The sequence below is a fragment of the Caballeronia sp. KNU42 genome (assembly GCF_053760385.1).
Genome location: NZ_CM132388.1, coordinates 400,292 through 418,503, shown reverse-complemented (window position 1 = coordinate 418,503; position 18,212 = coordinate 400,292). Strand labels below are relative to the sequence as shown.

The 18,212-nt window shown below is 61.6% G+C and carries 16 protein-coding genes and 1 pseudogene; 7 read left to right on the top strand and 10 right to left on the bottom strand.

Going from position 1 to position 18,212, the window contains the following annotated elements; translation table 11 throughout:
* The first annotated feature begins 7 nt into the window (after positions 1 to 7).
* Positions 8 to 1,351, top strand: a complete 1,344-nt coding sequence (locus ACSOSP_RS01745; protein ID WP_455309218.1) for an ATP-binding protein — start codon at positions 8 to 10, stop codon at positions 1,349 to 1,351.
* Positions 1,352 to 1,403: 52 nt separating this feature from the next.
* Positions 1,404 to 2,162, top strand: a complete 759-nt coding sequence (locus ACSOSP_RS01740) for an alpha/beta fold hydrolase (protein ID WP_455309216.1) — start codon at positions 1,404 to 1,406, stop codon at positions 2,160 to 2,162.
* Here ACSOSP_RS01740 and ACSOSP_RS01735 read toward each other — a convergent pair whose 3' ends face one another.
* Together ACSOSP_RS01735 and ACSOSP_RS01730 are read right to left on the bottom strand one after the other, a co-directional pair.
* The gene (locus ACSOSP_RS01735) at positions 2,163 to 2,861 is read right to left on the bottom strand and encodes a glutathione S-transferase C-terminal domain-containing protein (RefSeq protein ID WP_455309214.1); all 699 of its coding nucleotides are present in this window, start codon (positions 2,859 to 2,861) and stop codon (positions 2,163 to 2,165) included.
* Positions 2,862 to 2,990: 129 nt separating this feature from the next.
* Positions 2,991 to 4,064, bottom strand: coding sequence for an NAD(P)/FAD-dependent oxidoreductase (locus ACSOSP_RS01730; RefSeq protein ID WP_455309213.1), 1,074 nt, complete (start codon positions 4,062 to 4,064; stop codon positions 2,991 to 2,993).
* A gap of 615 nt (positions 4,065 to 4,679) precedes the next feature.
* On the opposite strand from ACSOSP_RS01730, the gene ACSOSP_RS01725 reads away from it, so the two are divergent.
* A complete protein-coding gene (locus tag ACSOSP_RS01725; RefSeq protein WP_455309212.1) occupies positions 4,680 to 4,979 on the top strand; it encodes a hypothetical protein in 300 nt (99 codons plus the stop codon).
* Positions 4,979 to 5,407 carry a PIN domain-containing protein gene (locus ACSOSP_RS01720; RefSeq protein ID WP_455309211.1) on the top strand — a complete coding sequence of 143 codons (429 nt, stop codon included), beginning with the start codon at positions 4,979 to 4,981 and terminating at the stop codon, positions 5,405 to 5,407. The genes ACSOSP_RS01725 and ACSOSP_RS01720 overlap by 1 nt, the downstream gene beginning before the upstream one ends.
* Before the next feature lie 221 nt (positions 5,408 to 5,628).
* Here the strand turns inward: ACSOSP_RS01720 and ACSOSP_RS01715 are convergent, their stop codons facing one another.
* The gene (locus ACSOSP_RS01715; RefSeq protein WP_455309210.1) at positions 5,629 to 6,192 is read right to left on the bottom strand and encodes a TetR/AcrR family transcriptional regulator; all 564 of its coding nucleotides are present in this window, start codon (positions 6,190 to 6,192) and stop codon (positions 5,629 to 5,631) included.
* A 137-nt stretch (positions 6,193 to 6,329) separates the two neighbouring features.
* On the opposite strand from ACSOSP_RS01715, the pseudogene ACSOSP_RS01710 reads away from it, so the two are divergent.
* Together ACSOSP_RS01710 and ACSOSP_RS01705 are read left to right on the top strand one after the other, a co-directional pair.
* A pseudogene (locus ACSOSP_RS01710) lies at positions 6,330 to 7,161 on the top strand (SDR family NAD(P)-dependent oxidoreductase).
* Positions 7,162 to 7,172: 11 nt separating this feature from the next.
* A complete protein-coding gene (locus ACSOSP_RS01705) occupies positions 7,173 to 8,057 on the top strand; it encodes an SDR family NAD(P)-dependent oxidoreductase (RefSeq protein WP_455309208.1) in 885 nt (294 codons plus the stop codon).
* Between the two features lie 11 nt (positions 8,058 to 8,068).
* On the opposite strand, the gene ACSOSP_RS01700 is transcribed toward ACSOSP_RS01705, so the two are convergent.
* The 4 genes from ACSOSP_RS01700 to ACSOSP_RS01685 form a co-directional block, all read right to left on the bottom strand.
* Complete coding sequence (locus ACSOSP_RS01700; RefSeq protein ID WP_455309206.1) at positions 8,069 to 8,827, bottom strand: OmpW/AlkL family protein; 759 nt, start codon at positions 8,825 to 8,827, stop codon at positions 8,069 to 8,071.
* A gap of 78 nt (positions 8,828 to 8,905) precedes the next feature.
* Positions 8,906 to 10,696, bottom strand: coding sequence for an acyl-CoA dehydrogenase C-terminal domain-containing protein (locus ACSOSP_RS01695; RefSeq protein WP_455310803.1), 1,791 nt, complete (start codon positions 10,694 to 10,696; stop codon positions 8,906 to 8,908).
* Between the two features lie 14 nt (positions 10,697 to 10,710).
* Complete coding sequence (locus ACSOSP_RS01690; RefSeq protein WP_455309205.1) at positions 10,711 to 11,658, bottom strand: electron transfer flavoprotein subunit alpha/FixB family protein; 948 nt, start codon at positions 11,656 to 11,658, stop codon at positions 10,711 to 10,713.
* Positions 11,659 to 11,674: 16 nt separating this feature from the next.
* On the bottom strand, positions 11,675 to 12,424 hold the full coding sequence (locus ACSOSP_RS01685; protein WP_455309204.1) for an electron transfer flavoprotein subunit beta/FixA family protein: 750 nt from the start codon (positions 12,422 to 12,424) through the stop codon (positions 11,675 to 11,677).
* Positions 12,425 to 12,812: 388 nt separating this feature from the next.
* Here ACSOSP_RS01685 and ACSOSP_RS01680 point away from each other — a divergent pair, with 388 nt between their 5' ends.
* A complete protein-coding gene (locus tag ACSOSP_RS01680) occupies positions 12,813 to 15,545 on the top strand; it encodes a LuxR C-terminal-related transcriptional regulator (RefSeq protein ID WP_455309202.1) in 2,733 nt (910 codons plus the stop codon).
* A gap of 28 nt (positions 15,546 to 15,573) precedes the next feature.
* On the opposite strand, the gene ACSOSP_RS01675 is transcribed toward ACSOSP_RS01680, so the two are convergent.
* From ACSOSP_RS01675 to ACSOSP_RS01665, 3 genes are all read right to left on the bottom strand, one after another.
* Positions 15,574 to 16,878 carry a DUF445 domain-containing protein gene (locus ACSOSP_RS01675; protein WP_455309201.1) on the bottom strand — a complete coding sequence of 435 codons (1,305 nt, stop codon included), beginning with the start codon at positions 16,876 to 16,878 and terminating at the stop codon, positions 15,574 to 15,576.
* A complete protein-coding gene (phaZ, locus tag ACSOSP_RS01670; protein WP_455309200.1) occupies positions 16,875 to 17,708 on the bottom strand; it encodes a poly(3-hydroxyalkanoate) depolymerase in 834 nt (277 codons plus the stop codon). Before phaZ ends, ACSOSP_RS01675 begins: the two co-directional genes overlap by 4 nt.
* 79 nt (positions 17,709 to 17,787) lie before the next feature.
* Positions 17,788 to 18,210 carry a phasin family protein gene (locus ACSOSP_RS01665; RefSeq protein WP_455310802.1) on the bottom strand — a complete coding sequence of 141 codons (423 nt, stop codon included), beginning with the start codon at positions 18,208 to 18,210 and terminating at the stop codon, positions 17,788 to 17,790.
* Positions 18,211 to 18,212 lie beyond the last annotated feature (2 nt).

Sequence of the window (18,212 nt, the reverse complement as noted above, 5' to 3'; positions counted from 1 at the left end):
CCGGCGCATGAGCCAGATCACGCTGCCGCGCTCGTTGTTCGCACGCAATATCGCGCTGCTGGTGGCGCTGGTCATCGTCAGTCAGGTTAGTTCGTTAAGCATACTAATTCACTTCGTCCAGAGACCACGGATTGAACGCACCGCCGAGACCTTCGCGATCTATGTGCAAACGCTGGATGACCTGTTGCAGACCGCCCCACCGGATGCGCAAAAAAGACTCGCGGTTCGCTTCGAAGCCAAGCGGGAATTCCCCGCCGGCGCCGCCTCCGAAACTCCGGTGACATGGCGCAATTTTTATCTGACTTATCAGCGCGATGTTTTCATCGATACCTTGCGCCGGCATCTGCCCGCGTACATGGAGGTTCAATGGCAAGCAGAAGGCGAACAACGGCTTTGGCTTCGCGCGCATCTCGGTCCAGAGCCTTACTGGATTGCCCTGCCCGTTCCTGAAGCCGCGCACAACGACGGCGCACTCTCGGCTATCGCACTGTCGCTTGCGCTTGGCGGACTTGCCATCGTTACCGCCTACCTGATCCAGCGCCACATCAACCGGCCGTTGCGCGATCTCGCCAACGCCGCTCGCCGTTTAAGCGCGGGAGACGCGCATCAGGCGCTACGTGTGGATGGACCGACCGAGATCGCACAGGTCAGCGTCGCCTTCAACCAGATGGTCCACGCGTTGCAGGAAGCCGATGCGACCCGTTCGCTGATGCTCGCCGGTATCTCCCACGATATCCGCACGCCATTGACCAAGCTGCGTCTCGCCGTGGCCATGACTACGCCATCGGATGAACATGATGAGCTCGCGGTATCGACGGATCATTATCTCGATCAGATCGACGCCATTCTCCAGCAGTTCATGGACTATGCCGGCAGCGGCACGCGGGAGGTGGCTGAGGTCGGTGATCTGAATGGGCTCGTGAGCAATCTTGCCGCCGACTTCGCCGGTCTTGGTCACGTGTTCGAACTCACTCTCGGCGACTTGCAACCGTTCGCGTTCCGTCCTATCAGCGTCATGCGCGTGCTGATGAACCTGATGCAGAACGCGGTGCTCTACGGGCGCGTAGGGTTGTCGGTGCGGACGTGGACCGACGATGGCATTCACACCGCGTACGTGGAGATCGCCGATCGCGGCAAAGGCGTGAATGACGGCGATCTGAATGCGTTGAAAGCACCGTTCAAGCGGGGACGATCGACAGGCAAGCATCCCGGAGGGACCGGGTTGGGACTGGCTATCGTCGAGAGGATCGCGAAGCTCCATGGCGGTGAGCTTCAATTGGTGCAACGTGAAGGCGGCGGGTTTGCGGCTATTGTCTCGTTGACCATGAGAGCGCAAGAGGGGCGTGGCTGAAACGATCGCGCTGCGCAACGCTTTATCAACAGAAACGAAGACGAGGACGAACTTGGCTACCCCAGACGATCTGATCGATGCGAGCACTGCCCGCGAAGGCGCAACCTACGTGCTGGTTCACGGCGCCTGGCACGGCGGATGGTGCTGGAATGCCGTCGCCCGAATCTTGCGCGCGCAGGGGCATCAGGTCTTTACCCCCACCCTCAGCGGCCTTGGTGAACGTGCGCATCTGCTTTCGAAGGCTATTGATCTCGGCGTCTTTATCCAGGACATCGTCAATGTCCTCGAGTACGAAGACCTGACCGACGTCATTCTGGTCGGCCACAGTTTCGGCGGACTGCCGATCACCGGTGCGGCGGATCGCGTGCCTCAGCGCATCCGGCAACTTGTCTTTCTCGATGCCGTCGTGCTCGAACACGGACAGACGGCGTTCTCCCGGCTCGCGCCCGAGATCGTGGCGCAACGCATCGCGCAATCGAACGAAAGCAGCGGCGGCCTCTCCATACCCGTGCCGCCCGCGAGTGCATTCGGTGTGTTCGAACCCGCCCAGGTGGCGCTGCTGGAACGTAACTGCACGCCGCACCCGCTGAAGACCTTCGATGACCCCATCACGCTCAACGAGCCCGTGGGCGGCACGATCCCGAAGGTGTACATCCAGTGTGTCGATCCGGTGTACAAGCCGCTGCAATCCAGCCGCGACTTCGTCCGTGCTCAAGGGCATTGGACATGGGACGAGATAGAAACCGGACACGACGCGATGATCAGCGCGCCCGCAGCGCTTGCTGCCAAATTGCTTCGGTACGCGTCGTAGTCAGACCGGCTTGTCTATCACTGCACGAACCGCAACGCAGTGCCGCACGAGATTCGGCCGTGTCAAAACAAACTGCTTGAGCGGCGTGTCGATCTCGTAGAAAAAGATGTTTGCCACGAAGCCATAGACGGCGGCATCGATACTCGCAGGGCGCGCACCGAACAGGAATTCATTGTCGCCAAGCAAGTTCGAAATCACCGTCAGATCGGCGATACCTCGCGCGTAGACCTCGCCGGTTTCAAAGCGCCCGATGCCTTGATATCGATACCGTTCGAAGTTGTATTGCCTTGCCGCGTCGAGGCTGTCTGCGGTGACGCTCGGATGTGTCGACAGGAACGCGTCCTTGAAGACCGGCCAGAAACGCGGATCGCTCCAGCGTGAATACGACATGACCCAATACAGATCGTCGAGCGCTCGCCTGATCAGAAAGTCCAGGTCATGCTGGATGGGCGTCAGTGCGTGGTCAATATCCAGGCCGTACTTGCGCTTGAGGTAAGCGATGATGGCGTCGCTGTCGCCAATCGATTCCTCGTCATCGGTCACGTAGGGAAGCTGCCCGCGAGGCGCGGATTTTGTATCAAGGATATGCCGATGCTCGAACGGCAAACCGCAAAGCTTGAGGAACGCGAATATCTTCAGACCATAGGGATTGTTGTCTTCGAGACCGTACAGCCCCGGGTATGAAAAGAGGGTAATCATGCAACGCTCCCTGAGAAGGTGCTACGTGGCGGGCGTAAGCGTTCCTAGTTTATTCCAGCCGGCCCGGTGAGTAACCGATATGCGTCGGCATTTTCCGTTTCCCGTTCCCCGTCGCATGGCAGCGGGATCTCACTCCTGATGCGTCGAACCCGTCGCAATCCGCTCGGCCAGCCCTGCGTCGTAACTGGAATGGACATGCACCCGCTTCTTGTCGGGATACGCATAGGCGTACGCTTTCCTTAGCGCCAGCGATGCCTCGTGAAAGCCCGAAAGGATCAGCTTTTGCTTGTTCGGATAATTCGCGATGTCCCCCACCGAGAAGATCCCGGGTCGCGAGCTTTCGTAGTTCGACGTATCCACATCCACCCGTCCACCGCTGATTTTCAAACCCCAGTTCGCGATCGGTCCCAGGTCCGCGACGAGACCATACAGCACCACCAGATGATCCGCATCGATCTGCGCGGCTCCGCCAATCTGCCGGATCTCGATCGATGCCAGCTTGTTGTCGGGTGCTGCCAGCGCGGCGATGGAACCGACCATGAACTCCATTTCCCCGGCATCCACCGCGCGCCTCATGTCGTCGACACTCGACGCCACCGCGCTGAAGCCATTGCGCCGATGCACCAGCACGACCCGGCGCGCGACCTTGCGCAAGGCTAGCGCCCAATCGAGCGCAGAGTCGCCGCCGCCGGCGACTATCACGGTTTTATCAGCGAAATCGGCGAGATTGCGCACGCTGTAGTGGACGTGGCTATCTTCAAGCGGCGTTGCTTCGGGAAGTGCCAGGCGTTGCGGTACGAACGCTCCATTCCCGGCGGCCAGCATGATCGCGGCGGTATCGAAGATGAGGCCTTGGCCTGTCGTGACCGTCCAGCGGCCGTCTTCGCGCTGCTGAACCGTTTCGACTCGTTGACCTAAGTGAATCGGGACGTTGAAGGGGCGACATTGCTCCATGAGCCGGTCGACCAGTTCGCGTGCGGTGCACGACGGAATGGCGGGGATATCGTAGATGGGCTTGTCCGGGTATAGCTCGATGCATTGGCCGCCGATCCGTTCAAGCGTATCGACGATCTGACACGATAACCCGATCACACCCGCCTCGAACGCTGCGAAGAGGCCTACGGGTCCCGCGCCGACGATCAGGACATCGGTACGTATTGGGGATGTTGATCTGTCGACGTGAGTGTCAGCTTCAGAAGTCATTCGGTATCCGTGGTCTCATGCAGCCGGGCGTGCTGCATCGGTTGATCCACCATACAGAACCTGTCGGGCCAGAGCAACGAAGGCACCACAGGTGGCGTGGGCAGGGTTTGAAAGGGGTAAAGACCGCACGCCACTCATTCGAGCCTATTCCGCGTGGACGCGGGCTCAGCACATCAGTCGGAATTTCGCTCCGCATGGTTCCCCGGAGCAACAACAGTCGTCGGCCGGCTGGTTTCATACGGCCGCTCATACGCGAACAACAAGATTGCGTGCACCGTCAGGTCATCCCCTTCTTTAGCCGCCGACAAGATAGCGATCCACGGGCGTAACTCTATTCGACAGCCTTGACGCTTCGCATAAGGAAACCGGAACACGCAGTTATCGTCAGCGTGCAATGTTCAAATGCATGTGCCGAATTCCTGGCTGCGAACACCCTGACACTCGAAGAATCGTTCCGCAAGACTTCACACCGTTGTCCCGGCGCACCGTTGCCAAAGCTTGTCTGGAAGCATGCCCCGCCTGAGCCTCGGAGCCATCATCAAACCGTAACCCGGAAGTCACGCTTGCTAGAATGCCAATTCCCGGCTATATTACTGGATATATCGGGAGTGCATCATGCGCACATCACAAAATCGCGCCATTCAGAACTATCGCAGTCGGCTCAGCGAACGTGGCCTTGCACGTTTTGAAGTACTGGGCCGTGATGCTGATCGCGACCTTCTCCGCTCGTTGGCTCGCTGCTTGGCCGAAGACACTCCCCAGGCCTCACAACTACGTGCAGCAATAAGCCAGACCATCTCTGGTAGCCCACCCAAAAAGGGCGGCATCCTGGCTGCCCTTCGACGCTCGCCGCTGGTCGAAACCGATATTGATCTGGTTCGTTCACACGATGATGGACGTCACGTAGATATCTGATGCGCTACCTGCTCGACACCAACATAATTAGCAACGTCATCAAACCAGCCCCGTCCGAGTCACTACTGACGTGGATGGCCCAACAGAACGACGAAGACCTTTTCATCGCCTCCCTGACGGTTGCGGAGATCCGTCGGGGCTTGCTGGAGAAGCCCGCTGGCAAACGGCGAGATCAACTCGATGCCTGGTTTTTCGGGCCTGAAGGTCCTCAGTCACTGTTCGCCGGGCGCGTACTTTCCTTCGACGAAAACGCCAGTCTTATTTGGGCTCGCCTGATGGCCGATGCAAAGACCAGGGGACAGCCAAGGAGCGCATTGGACACTATCATCGCGGCCGTCGCCGAGGCCAACCAATGCGTTGTGGTGACTGATAATGAAAGAGATTTTCCCGGTATCGAGACGTTCAATCCTATTCGGGCGCGTGCTTGATGAGCGGGATTCGATCAACTGACATGATCTTCCGCGAAGACGTATTTGGAATGGAGCAAGGGCGGCGATAAGTCAAACGAGCAGGAGCGCCCGCGTCGTCGCGGTGAGTCAGGGTCAGGGTCAAGTCTGGCCGTAAATTTGCCACGTTCCCAAGGCTGGCGTCCATGCAAAGCGGCACCGGCGGCAAGATCCGCTTGTAATCAAGCCCCCATCAAACAGCCTCACCCCTTCCGACCCACTGCAGCAGCGACGATCGCAACCTGCACACCAATCATTCGCCGCATGTCTGCGCCATCGCGAGCGATTTCCTTGAACCCCTTGATAGCAAACAGGATCGTCTGGGCCAGGTCGACGGCTTCTATTCCGAGACCCGATTCGGCAAGCGGTGCGCTGATGATCTCCATCAGCAAGTCGCCGAACGCGGAATATCCATTGCAGACGGACGCGAAACCCAGATCAAACATGTCTTTCGCGTCCGGGTGTGCCTGTACCAGTTCGAATCCCTCTGCTCCCCACGCCTCGCAGGCATAACGCAGCTTTTTTTCGAACCCTCGATAGCGAGGCAGCCGCTGACGAATCTCGCTCAGCTTGCCAGCCACCATCGCATCCACGACTGCATGAAAGATCGCGTCCTTATCGGGAAACGCCAGATACAGCGTCGGACGAGACAGACCCGCCGCTTGCGCGATGTCCGCCATTGTCGTGCGCGCATAGCCGTATCGGAGAAATACGCCTATCGCCGCCTGGACCACCTGGTCGCGGCGCGTTGAAGTTGCTTCGCTCATGACGGCGATTATGGCACATCGAAGGCAAGACACTTTGACGAAAACTGTCAGATGAACTAGACTGAAGTTGACATTTTTACCAAAAACGTCAATTCGTAGTGACAGCTAAGCGGCAACTATCAACTCAGGAGATATGCATGGCCGAGCCCAAAGTGTGGTTCATCACCGGCGCGTCGCGCGGCTTTGGCCGTCGATGGGCAGAAGCAGCGCTCGCGCGCGGAGACAAGGTCACGGCTACCGCACGTGAGCTGCAATCACTAGAAGTCCTGCAAGAACAATACGACGAAACCCTGTTGCTGCTCCCGCTCGACGTCACCGACCACGACGAGGTTGTCCGTACCGTCAATCGCGCGCCAGCACTTCGGACGTCTCGACGTGATCTTGAGCGTTGCCGGTTACGGCTATATGGGCGCCATCGAGGAGGCCAGCATTCAGGACGCCCGCGCCAACTTCGACACCAACGTGTTCGGCACGCTGTCCGTGATTCAGGCGGCGCTCCCTCTCCTTCGAGCGCAGGGATCGGGACATATCCTGCCGGTGTCGAGCGCCGGGGGAATCGTTGCCTTCCCGGCGGGCGGTATCTATGAAGCGACGAAATTTGCCGTCGAAGCTTTGGGCGAAGCACTTGCCGCCGAGGTTGCCGGATTTGGGATCAAGGTAACGATCATCGAGCCGGGACCGTTCGCCACGGATTTCATGAATGAATCGTCCATCAGAAAGGCACCGTCGATGCCGGCTTACGAGCCGGTACGCCAGCACCTTGCCTCGCTGCTGTCAGCCGACGCGTTTGGCGATCCTTCCGCAACGGCAGAAGCGATCCTGAAGGTGGTCGATGCGCCCGAGCCGCCCCTTCGTCTTATCCTCGGCAGCGCAATGCTGCCGTTGATCAAACAGGTCTACGCGGAACGCCTGAAGGTTTGGGAAAGCTGGGAGAACGTTTCGAAGGCCGCGCAGGGCGGCCGCAACTAAAGGAATTCACTATGTCTGATACTTCAAAAATCTGGCTGGTAACCGGCGCTGCGCGCGGACTTGGGCGCCTCATCAGCGAGGCGGTCCTGGCCGTGGGCGATCGTCTTGTTGCCGGCGCCCGTGATCCCGATCGCCTCGGAGATTTAGTCGAGCGCTATCCAGACCGGATTCGTCCCGTCGCACTCGATGTCACCGACGAGCTTGCCGCGCAGCGCGCGGTCGACCACGCGCTCAATGCCTTTGGCCGCATCGACGTGCTGGTCAATAACGCGGGTTATGGCCATACCGCTCCATTCGAGCAAATGACAACGCAAGATTTCCGCGATCAGGTGGAAACGAACTTCTTCGGTGTCGTCAACCTGACTCGCGCGGTGCTGCCAGTGATGCGCAAACAGCGCGCTGGTCACATTTTCCAGGTGTCATCGGCGGGAGGCCGCACGTCGGCGCCAGGGTTGTCTGCCTATCAGGCGGCGAAATGGGCCGTCGGCGGTTTCAGTGACGTCGTCGCGAAGGAGGTTGCGCACATGGGCATCCGCGTGTGCACGCTGGAACCTGGCGGGATGCGCACCGACTGGGCCAGCGAAGCACGTAGCGGCGTTGATGGCTTGTTGCCCGATTACGAACAGTCGGTCGGCAGTATGCTCAGGCTTCTCGAAGCCTATGGCGGTCACGAGATCAGCGACCCCGCGAAGATCGCGGCATTGATCGTTGAACTGTCACGTCGCGAAGAGCTTCCGTTGCGTCTGTTGCTCGGTGGAGACGCGCTGCACGTCTGCAGTCTCGCAGACGCTGAGCGCGCCGAGGAACAAGAGCGGTGGCGCGAAACGACGCTTTCCACACATTTTCCGGATGCGCAATTACCGGAAGGGCTCGATTTCCTGAAGAAGCCCAAATGACTAGCGTCTAGCTAGAACCGGTACCCCACTCCCAGAAAAACGATCACCGGATCCGCCGTGATGCGCGTCCTGCTGGTCAACACCGTCTGACCGTTGGCGGCCACAGAAGTGACCGTCGCATTTGTCTTGAGAGACAGATAGGTCACCGACCCGGTCGCATACCAGTTCTTGCTGATGTTGTAAGACGCGCCCGCGGTGACCGCGGGGTTCCATGACGGGCTAAGCGAAGCCTTGACCTGCCCGCCCGGCCCTGCAATCTGTTGTCCCGCAGCACTGAATGTCGAGTTGAGATTGGTATGCGAGAACCACGTGTAATTCCCGCCGACACCGACGAACGGGCGCAACTTCGTCTGCGCGTCGAAGAAGTAATACTTCAGGAACAGAATGGGTGACCACGAGCGGGTGGTGGCGAGCGGCGCAAGATTCCCCAGATCGAGCGACGGGCCGCCAGCACCGAATGGCGTGGCCTTGCCCTGCGCAAAGAGCTGGAGCTTGGGCGGTATGCCCGCCGCCAGGTCAAAAGCAATGTGGTCCGTGACGAAATAAGTGGTCGAAAGCTCCATGGTGAACGTGTTATGGATCTGACCACCCGTTCCTGTCGACGTGAATGTGCCGAAACCCGAGGTGCTCTGCAACGACGTTGCGGAAGACGGGCCAAAGTCGAGCCACACTCCACCCACACTGGTTATGAGACTGCCCGCGCTCTGCGCCATCGCAGTGGAACATATCGCACCCGGTATTAACGCAAGGCATAGAAGTTTTTTCATCATTTTGTCTCTGGTTTATTTAGTATGACGTATCAATATCTCAACGCCGCCGTTTTCTCTCATAGCGCCGCTCAGCACGGGTCAGAACTGCTCGATGGGAAGGCTCAACTCGCTCGGTGCACCGCTGCGGATTGTCTCCAGAAGCGCATTCGCCTTGGGCAAGATCTTGTCGGCGTAGAAGCGCGCAGTGACAAGCTTCGCGCGATGGAAATCCGGGTCTTCATTCGCCTCGCACTTCTTTGACGCAGCAAGCGCGGCGCGCCCCATCTGCCACCCGCCGCACACGTATCCGGCGAGCATCAGATAGTCGACGGAACCGGCAAGCGCTGCATCAGGCTCAGTGGCCAACGCATGCAACATCCAGATGGTGGCATCGTCGAGGGCCTGGACAGCGGCCACGAGCGCCGTGCCAATGGACGCCACCTGGCGTTCCGTGCTGCGCTCCAACTCCTGCGCGGCCTGACGAATCTCGGCCACCAGTTCAGCCATCCCCGCGCCCTGATCTGATGTGAGCTTGCGGCCCGCGAGGTCGGCAGCCTGGATGCCCGTCGTGCCCTCGTAGATCGGAGCGATGCGCGCGTCGCGCAGGAACTGGCATGCGCCCGTCTCTTCGATGTAACCCATCCCGCCATGCACCTGCACACCCATCGATGCAATCTCGACGCCCAACTCCGTACACCATGCCTTCAACACGGGGATCAGAAGATCGACGCGCGTCTGGCGACGTGCGCGTTCACCGGCGTCGGGGTCACGATGCGCGCGGTCCATGTCAGCGGCCATCACGTATGCGAAAGCGCGCATCGCTTCGACCTGGGACTTCATCGTCATCAACATGCGCCGCACATCGGGGTGATGGATGATTGCCACCGCGCCTCCCGACTTGCTGGTCGCAAGCCGCCCCTGGACGCGTTCCTTCGCGTATTCACGGGCCTGCTGATAAGCGCGTTCGGCAATCGCGAGCCCCTGGATACCTACCTTCTGGCGCGCCTCGTTCATCATCGTGAACATATGCGCGAGGCCTTTGTTCTCCTGCCCCACCAGATAACCAATCGCCCCGCCTTGATCACCAAAGCTCATCACGCAGGTCGGACTCGCGTGAATGCCAAGCTTGTGTTCGAGAGACACGCAGTGAACGTCGTTGCGTTGTCCCGGCGAGCCATCGGCATTCAGCAGGAACTTGGGCACGACAAAGAGCGATATGCCGCGCACGCCCTCGGGCGCATCCGGCGTGCGTGCGAGGACCAGATGAATGACGTTGCCCGTCATATCGTGATCGCCCCACGTGATGAAGATCTTCTGACCGGAGAGGCGATAGTGGTCACCCTCGGGCACCGCCTTCGAGCGCACGGCAGCGAGATCCGAGCCCGCTTGCGGCTCGGTCAGGTTCATGGTGCCCGTCCATTCGCCGCTGACGAGATTCGGCAAATAGCGTCCCTTGAGTTCGTCCGAACCGTGCTGCCTTAGCGCCTCCGTGGCGCCTGCGGTCAACAGAGGACATAGCGCGAACGCCATGTTGGATGAATTCCACATCTCGACGGTCGCCGCACTCAACAACTCGGGCAGCCCCTGGCCGCCAAAATCCGGGTCACCCGAGAGGCCGGTCCAGCCGCTTTCGACGAACTGCCGGTAGGCTGTCGCGAAACCGTCCGCTGCGACCACGCCGTCCTTCGTCAGGCGCGCACCCTGCTCGTCGCCGGACTTGTTGAGCGGCGCCAGCACTTCGGTTGCGAGCTTTGCCGCCTCGTCGAGCACAGCCTCGGCGAGTTCTGTGCTCACCTCCTCGAAGCCCGGCAGCGAAGACAACTCGCCGAGACCGGCCAGTTCCGTCATCACGAAGCGCATGTCGCGCAGCGGTGCAATATAGGTGCTCATCATGGTCTCCGGAATTAGTTTTGTTGCAGTTTGTCCAGCTCACCGGACAACTCCGGCAATACCTTGAAGAGATCGCCGACGATCCAGTAATCCGCGACCTGAAAGATCGGCGCCTCCTCGTCCTTGTTGATTGCGACGATCACCTTCGAGTCCTTCATGCCGGCCAGATGCTGGATCGCGCCGGAGATGCCGACCGCGATATAGAGTTGCGGCGCGATGACCTTGCCGGTCTGGCCCACCTGATAGTCGTTCGGCGCGAAGCCGGCATCCACGGCAGCGCGCGATGCGCCGACCGCTGCGCCCAGCTTGTTGGCGATATCGTCCAGCAGAGCGAAGTTTTCACCGGAACCCATGCCCCGGCCACCCGAGATCACCCGCTGCGCCGCTGTCAGCTCAGGACGCTCGGAGCGGGTCAGTTGGTGGCTCACGAAACGCGAGCCCGGGACCTCGGCGGCCGGTGCGAGCGCTTCGATCGCCGCCGCGCCGCCAACGGCCTGCGCCGCCTCAAAGGCTGTCGTGCGTACCGTCATGACCTTGATACGGTCCGCGCTTCGCACCGTCGCGAGCACGTTGCCCGCGTAGATGGGGCGCACGAAGATATCGGCGGATTCGACGGCAATGACGTCGGAGATCTGCGCGACGTCGAGCAGTGCAGCCACGCGTGGCATCGCGTTCTTCGCGGTGGTCGTGGCGGGCGCCAGCAGGTGGGTGTAGTCGGCCGCGACCGTCGTGATCAGCGCGGCCAGGTTCTCGGCCAGCGGATGCGCATAGTGCGGCGCATCGGCGACGCGCACGCGGGTCACGCCGGCAATGCTTGCGGCCTGCTCGGCCACGGCCGCGCATTGCGATCCGGCGACGAGCACATGGATGTCGTCGCCAAGACGCGCAGCGGCGGTGACGGTGTTCAACGTCGCGGCCTTCAGCGTCTGGTTGTCGTGTTCTGCAATAACGAGTATGGACATGTCTCCCTCTTCCTTTTTAGATGACGTGTGCGACGTTCTTCAGCTTGGCCACGAGATCTGCGGCGTCGGCGACGCGAACGCCTGCCTCGCGCTTCGTCGGCTCAGCGAGCTTCAGTGTCGACAACCGGGGCGAGATGTCGACGCCGAGCGCATCGGGCGTCACCACCTCGAGCGGCTTCTTCTTCGCCTTCATGATGTTGGGCAGCGTCGCATAGCGCGGTGTGTTGAGGCGCAGATCGGTGGTCACCACCGCCGGCAGATCGACCTCGATCGTCTCCAGTCCGCCGTCGATCTCGCGCGTCACGAGCGCCTTGCCGGCTTCAACGCTCACCTTCGATGCAAAGGTCGCCTGCGGCCAGCCGAGCAACGCCGCGAGCATCTGGCCGACCTGGTTCGCGTCGTCATCGATGGCCTGCTTGCCGAGCATTACGAGTTGCGGCTGCTCCTTGTCCACCAGCGCCTTGAGCAGCTTCGCGACCGCGAGCGGCTGCAACTCGGCGTCGGTCTGCACGAGGATGGCCCGGTCAGCGCCTGTCGCCATCGCCGTGCGCAGCGTCTCCTGGCAACCCTGCACGCCGCAAGACACGACGACCACCTCTGACGCCGCGCCGGCTTCCTTCAAACGCACCGCCTCTTCCACGCTGATTTCGTCGAAGGGGTTCATCGACAGCTTCACATTCGCGATGTCAACAGCGCTGCCGTCGGCCTTCACGCGGACTCTCACGTTCGCGTCGACGACGCGTTTGACAGGAACCAGTACTTTCATTGCCTTCTCCGTTTCGATAAGGACTCTTTCGCGCCGGCGATGTGAACCGATCGCTAAAGGGTTGGTTTTGTTCGTACGGGATACGCGCCGCCAGCCCGGGCTTGTGCACCGCAATACGATCGGATGCGGGTAGACACGTCTGCTGCCTCAAGGCAGTTGCGCGTATCATTTCCCGAGCAGAGCACCCCAACTGGTCGCGCCCGCCGAGGGGCGGCTCCCAATGACCGGTCGTCGTGCCGCACCGTTGTCCAACTGTGGAACTGCATGTCTCCTCGCTGGAATCAATGGTGTCTGAACGCGGCCCCGCGCAAAATCCCCCTTACAGGGGAGCGCGATCGCGAGGACGGCAAATGGCAGTCAGGGTCAACCCGAACGCCTGGAGCAACTGATGCACGTGATAGAAGCACCATCCCTGTACAGGCCGCCTGTCTTCCTCGCAACGAAGGTCTTCCCGCCGCGCCTGCCCGCCGGATTGATCGACCGGCCACGGCTTGTCGCGCTCGCCGGGAAAGCGGAGTACAAGCGGCTGACCGTCATCAAGGCGCCTGCCGGTTTTGGCAAGACATCGCTTGCGCTCACGTGGCTCAACGGGCTGAACACAAGCGGCGCCTATGTCGCGTGGCTGTCGCTCGACACGGAGGACGACGAACCCGCGCGCTTCTTCCATCATCTGGCGCGGGCGCTTCGCAACGCTTGCGCGAGCGTCGGCGCGTCCGCGCTCAGCCTGACCACCGAGGCGTCGCTCGTGCCCGCGCACTCGGTCGTGTCGACGCTGATCAACGAACTCGTCGACGTCGACGACGAGGTCTATCTATTTGTCGACGACTATCACCTGATCAGCCTGCCCGCCATTCACGACGCCATGTCGTATTTCATCGCGAACGCACCGACGAGCGTGCACGTCGTGGTGTGCACGCGTACCGATCCGCCGCTGCCGCTCGCCAACCTGAGAGCCAGGAACGAGCTGCTGGAAATCGACGCGTCGGCGCTTCGTTTCAACTTCGACGAAACCCGCAGTTTTGTCGAACACGAATGCCCCGGCGGGCTGCGTGCCGCCAGCATCAAGTCGCTGTTCGCGAACACGGAAGGCTGGGCTGCGGCGCTGCGAATTTCCGCCTCGGTGCTCTCGCGCGACGAATGCAAACCCGATTGGGACGTGAGCGCGCCGTCCGGCGCCTCGCGGCCCTTCGCCGCCTACCTTGAAGACATCCTCAAGCGTTTGCCGGCCGGCATGGTCGAGTTCATGTTGCGCACGTCGATACTTGATCGCCTGACGGCGTCGCTGTGTGAAGCGGTAACCGGCATTGGCGCGGGGCAAGGCATGCTGGAGACGATCTCCGCCCGCCAGTTGCTGCTTGAACCGCTCGATATCGAGGGACGCTCGTTCCGCTATCACCATCTGATGGGCGAGTACCTGCGCCGGCTGCTCGAAACCCGGCATCGCGATGAAGTGGTGGACCTGCATCGTCGTGCATGCCAGTGGTACGCCCGGGCGGAGCAATGGACAGACGCGGTCAGGCACGCGATCGCCGCGGGCGATACGGAAGACGCCGTCTCCCTGATGGGTCACTGCGCGATGGCGCTCGTCACGAAGGGCGACCTGCTTACGCTGCTCGGCTGGCAACGGCAGTTCCCTGCGCGCCTGATGCGCGGGCAGGTCGCGGTCACGCTCGCGATCGCGTGGGGAATGGCGCTGGCGATGCGTTTCGACGAAGCGCTCGCGATGCTCGATGAGATCGAGCGCGACGCCGGTACGGGTCCGGGCAACGCCCAGGAAAACATCCGCTGGGAGTGCCAGGCGATCCGCTCGGTGGTGGCCGGGCTACAGGACGACGCGCCGCGCGCGCTTGCGATCGCACAGGCGTGTCTCGACCGGCCGTCGACAGACAGCTGGACCACCAACGTCGTCTCCAACGTCGTGCGCTTCGGGCACTGGAAGGCAGGCAACCTGCAAGCGCTGTACGCGACACCCTGGATCCCCTTTTCGATCGAGGAAGACCAGCGCAACGTGTTCGCTTCGGTCTACCGGCTATGCCTGCTCGGCCACGCGGAAATGCAGCAGATGCACTTCGCGCTTGCCGAGCGTTATTTCACCGAGTCGATGCAACTCGCCGAGCGCCATTCCGGTCCGAAATCCATCTCGGCCGCGTTGTGCGCGCCGATGATTGCGCAGATCTGGTACGAGCAGGGCCGGCTCGACGAAGCGGAAGCGCTGCTAGTCGATCTCATGCCGTTGATCGACCTGGCGGTCCTGCTCGATAGCACCTTGATCGCCTATCGGGTGCTCGTGCGGATCGCCATCGCGCGCGGCGACACCGAGCAGGCCTATGCGCTGCTCGATCAGGCGCAGTCCCTGGGTTACACGCGCCGCTGGGACCGGCTGACTGCCGGCGTCCTCGTCGAGCGCGCAAGACTCTATCTTGCGGAAGGGAGGGTGACTGAAGCATCGGCGTGTGTCGTGCAGATGGATCAACTGGTGGGCTCCCGTTGCGCCGCGGAGGAAGCGGTCTCGCCGGAGATCGAAACCTTCCGTGCCATCGCGGTGGCCTGGGTCGCGATGGCCCAGAACCACACCGAGGAAGCGCTCGGGTCATTGACATGCGCTTTGCGAAGCGTCGAAGACCGGCGCGGCGACTATCTTGCGCTGCGCTTGCGCACCGTGCTCGCGCTCGTCTGGTTGCGTGCGAACGAACAGACCCGCGCCGTCGAAATCTTTCGCGAAGTCCTGAACGCCAATAGCGACATCTACCGCTCGATTCTCGACCAGGGGCCGGAGATGGGGCCGCTCCTGCGCGCGGTTCGCGACGACACGCGCTGCACGCCGCAGACGAAGGAGACCGTTGCTTACATCGATCGCCTGCTGGACGGCTGGCGAGCGCTGTACGAGCCCGCTGCCGGCGCGAGGCGTGAGCCGGAGCGCGAGTCGCTGAGCGCGCGGGAGCGCGGCATTGTCGAGCTGATTGCGCAGGGGCAGTCGAACAAGGAGATCGCGCGCACCCTGGGGATCACGCCCGAAACGGTCAAGACTCACGTGAAGAACATCTTCGTGAAACTGGCCGTTGACAAGCGCGCGCATGCCGTTGCGCGAGCACAGGCTATGGGACTGGTTGCGGCCGGTTAGCGCGCGTGCCGACTCATGCCGCCGCACGTCACCGCACGACGGCGAGTGTGGCGGCGTGAAGCAGCACGCCGGCCATGCCACCCACGAAGGTGCCGTTGATCCGGACATACTGCAGGTCGCGGCCGATTTCCGCTTCGATCTTCTGGCTCACTTCGCCCGCATTCCAGCCTTTTACGACCTCGGTGATGAGCGCGGAGAGCTGGCGCCTGTAGCGCACGACGAGTTCACGCGCGAGCGCTAGCCACCATGCGTTCAGCTTGTGTCGAATTGCAGGCTCACGGCCGATCCGCTTGCCGAGCGAAGCCAGCATGTTCGCTAGTGCATCGCGCACGGCGGACTGCTCACGGCCGAGATCGGCGCTCATACGCCTGCGCAAGCGCTGCAGCAGCACGCGATAATAATCTGCATGCCTGAAATGACGGATGCAGTCGCGCAGCAGCGACCTGCCGATACGGCGGTGCGTGGCCGATGTCTGCAATTGTACGGTCAGCGTCTGCAAGGTCTCATCGAACTGACGGCGAAGCGCGTGATCCGGACTCGCCGCCGCTTCATGGAGAAGCACAATGATGCCGTCGATAAATTTCCTGACGATATAGTCGTCGAGCGGCGCGGGTGTATATCGCGAGGTCTCGCTGAATTTGGCCTTGATCATGTCGACGTTCGCCGTCAGCCACTTCTCAAGCGCTTCGAGCCCGTGAACCAGCCACGGCTGATGCCGCTCGCCTTCGGTCAGTATCTTGAGGACGTCGCCGGCCACGCGGGATACGTCGAGTGTACGCAACTGCGGTATCACCAGCCGGTCGAAAAACCACTCGAGGTCTGCTTCGTCAATGCCCTCAAGCAATCCTGCAACGGCGTCCGCCACGATATCGGCGACCCCGCGGCTATTCGCCGGGTGCGCCAGCCACTGGGCAAGCGCCTGTGCGGCATCGTGGCCGCTCAGCCTGCCGATGATGAGTTCCGGTGTCAGAAAATTTTCTTCGACGAAGCTGCCGAGGCTCTCGGCAATGCGCTGCTGGTTTTGCGGAATGATCGCCGTATGCGGGATCCGCAGACCCAGGGGATGACGGAACAGCGCGACGACTGCGTACCAGTCCGCGATCGCGCCGACCGTGCCGGCCTCCGCAAACGCGCGCGGCCACGCGAGCCATGAATGGTCTGCCTGCCAGGCGACACACGCGAACAGCAGCGCGATCATGAAGGCGAGCAGGCACATCGCCGTTCGCCGCATGCGCTTCAGGCCGCTCGCCTTGCTGTCTTCATGTGCATTCGCCATGGCCGGCAATGCACTATCACCGCCGCCATCGCCGCCATCGCCAACCGGGAAACTCAACTCCCCTCCTGCCGGAGAAACTTGCGCACCACCGGCCCGACTTCGCTCGCGCGCGCGATGAGAAACAGGTGACCGTCATCGATCACATAGAGCGTCGCATCGCGGATACGGGCCGCGAGAATCTTCGCGTTGGTCAGCGGCACAATAGGGTCGTCGTTGCCGTGCATGACCAGGGTCTTCTGGCGCAACGAACCGAGCCACGGCAAGCTGCTCCAGCCTGCCGCGGCCAGCAGCTGATACACGTAGCCCCGCCCGCGCGGCGGCTGGATATGCTCGCTGTGCGCCTTCAGCAGCGCCGGATCGCGCCGGTAAGCGCCTCCGTAGATCTCCGCGCCCACCTGTTGCAGGTAAGCGGGATCTGTGTAGCGGCGTGGGCCAATCAGCTTTGACAACACCGACAGCCTGGCCGGCACCATGATGACGCCGGGAGAGGTTGCCGCTAGAACCAGCCTGCGGCAGCGCCCCGGATACAGATGCGCAAACTGCTGCGCCAGCGCGCCGCCCCACGATACGCCAAGCACATCGATGGCCCCCTCATGTCCGAGCCGCGTCAGCAGCTTGTCGGCCAGCACGGACAACGTCGGGAAGCGATACGGCACGACTGGCGCAGGCGAGCCGCCTACGCCAGGAACGTCGAAGATGATGACGCTCACATCGTCGAGCGCCGTGACGAACGGCTCCACCAGTTCGAGGTTGGCGCCGATGCCGTTGAAAATGAGCAACGGCGGCGAAGCATCACTGCCGCGCCATGTCGCGACACGCAGCGTCTGGCCATCCAGATCGATCGTCTGGATTTGCATGGTACGAAGAGACTCGGGGCTCGTGTGCATTTTTTGTTTCCGGATCATCTTCAGGACGGACATTTCGTTCGAGGCGTCGGCATTGCGCAGGAGCTGCGTCACACCACTATTACTTCTTCGGCTGAAGGAGTGTCTTCAGTTCCTCGACGTGCTCGGCGACGCGCTTGGTCACCACGGCGAAGCTGTCCGACTGCGCACGGTATGCCGTGCCCGCGAGTTCCTGCATGTCCAGGAGCGCCTTTTGCAAGGCCTGCTGGACCACTTCGCCCGTGTTGGCGGCGGGCTGGCCTCCCGACTGGGCCGCGCGGCTCGCGAACGACTGCAATTCGGTCAGCGTCGTGCGCAGGATCTCAGCCTGCTTCTGGGCCAGCGACTGCACGCCTGCAAGCGCGGTCGTGTTGGCTTCGGCGATCGCCTCGATATCCTTGCGGCGCGTCTCGAGGATTGCGTTGACGTCGACGCCGGGCAGCTTGAACTGTCCAACGACCTTTTGGTATTCGGCGAAAATGTTGTTCGGGTTGGTTGAATCCATCA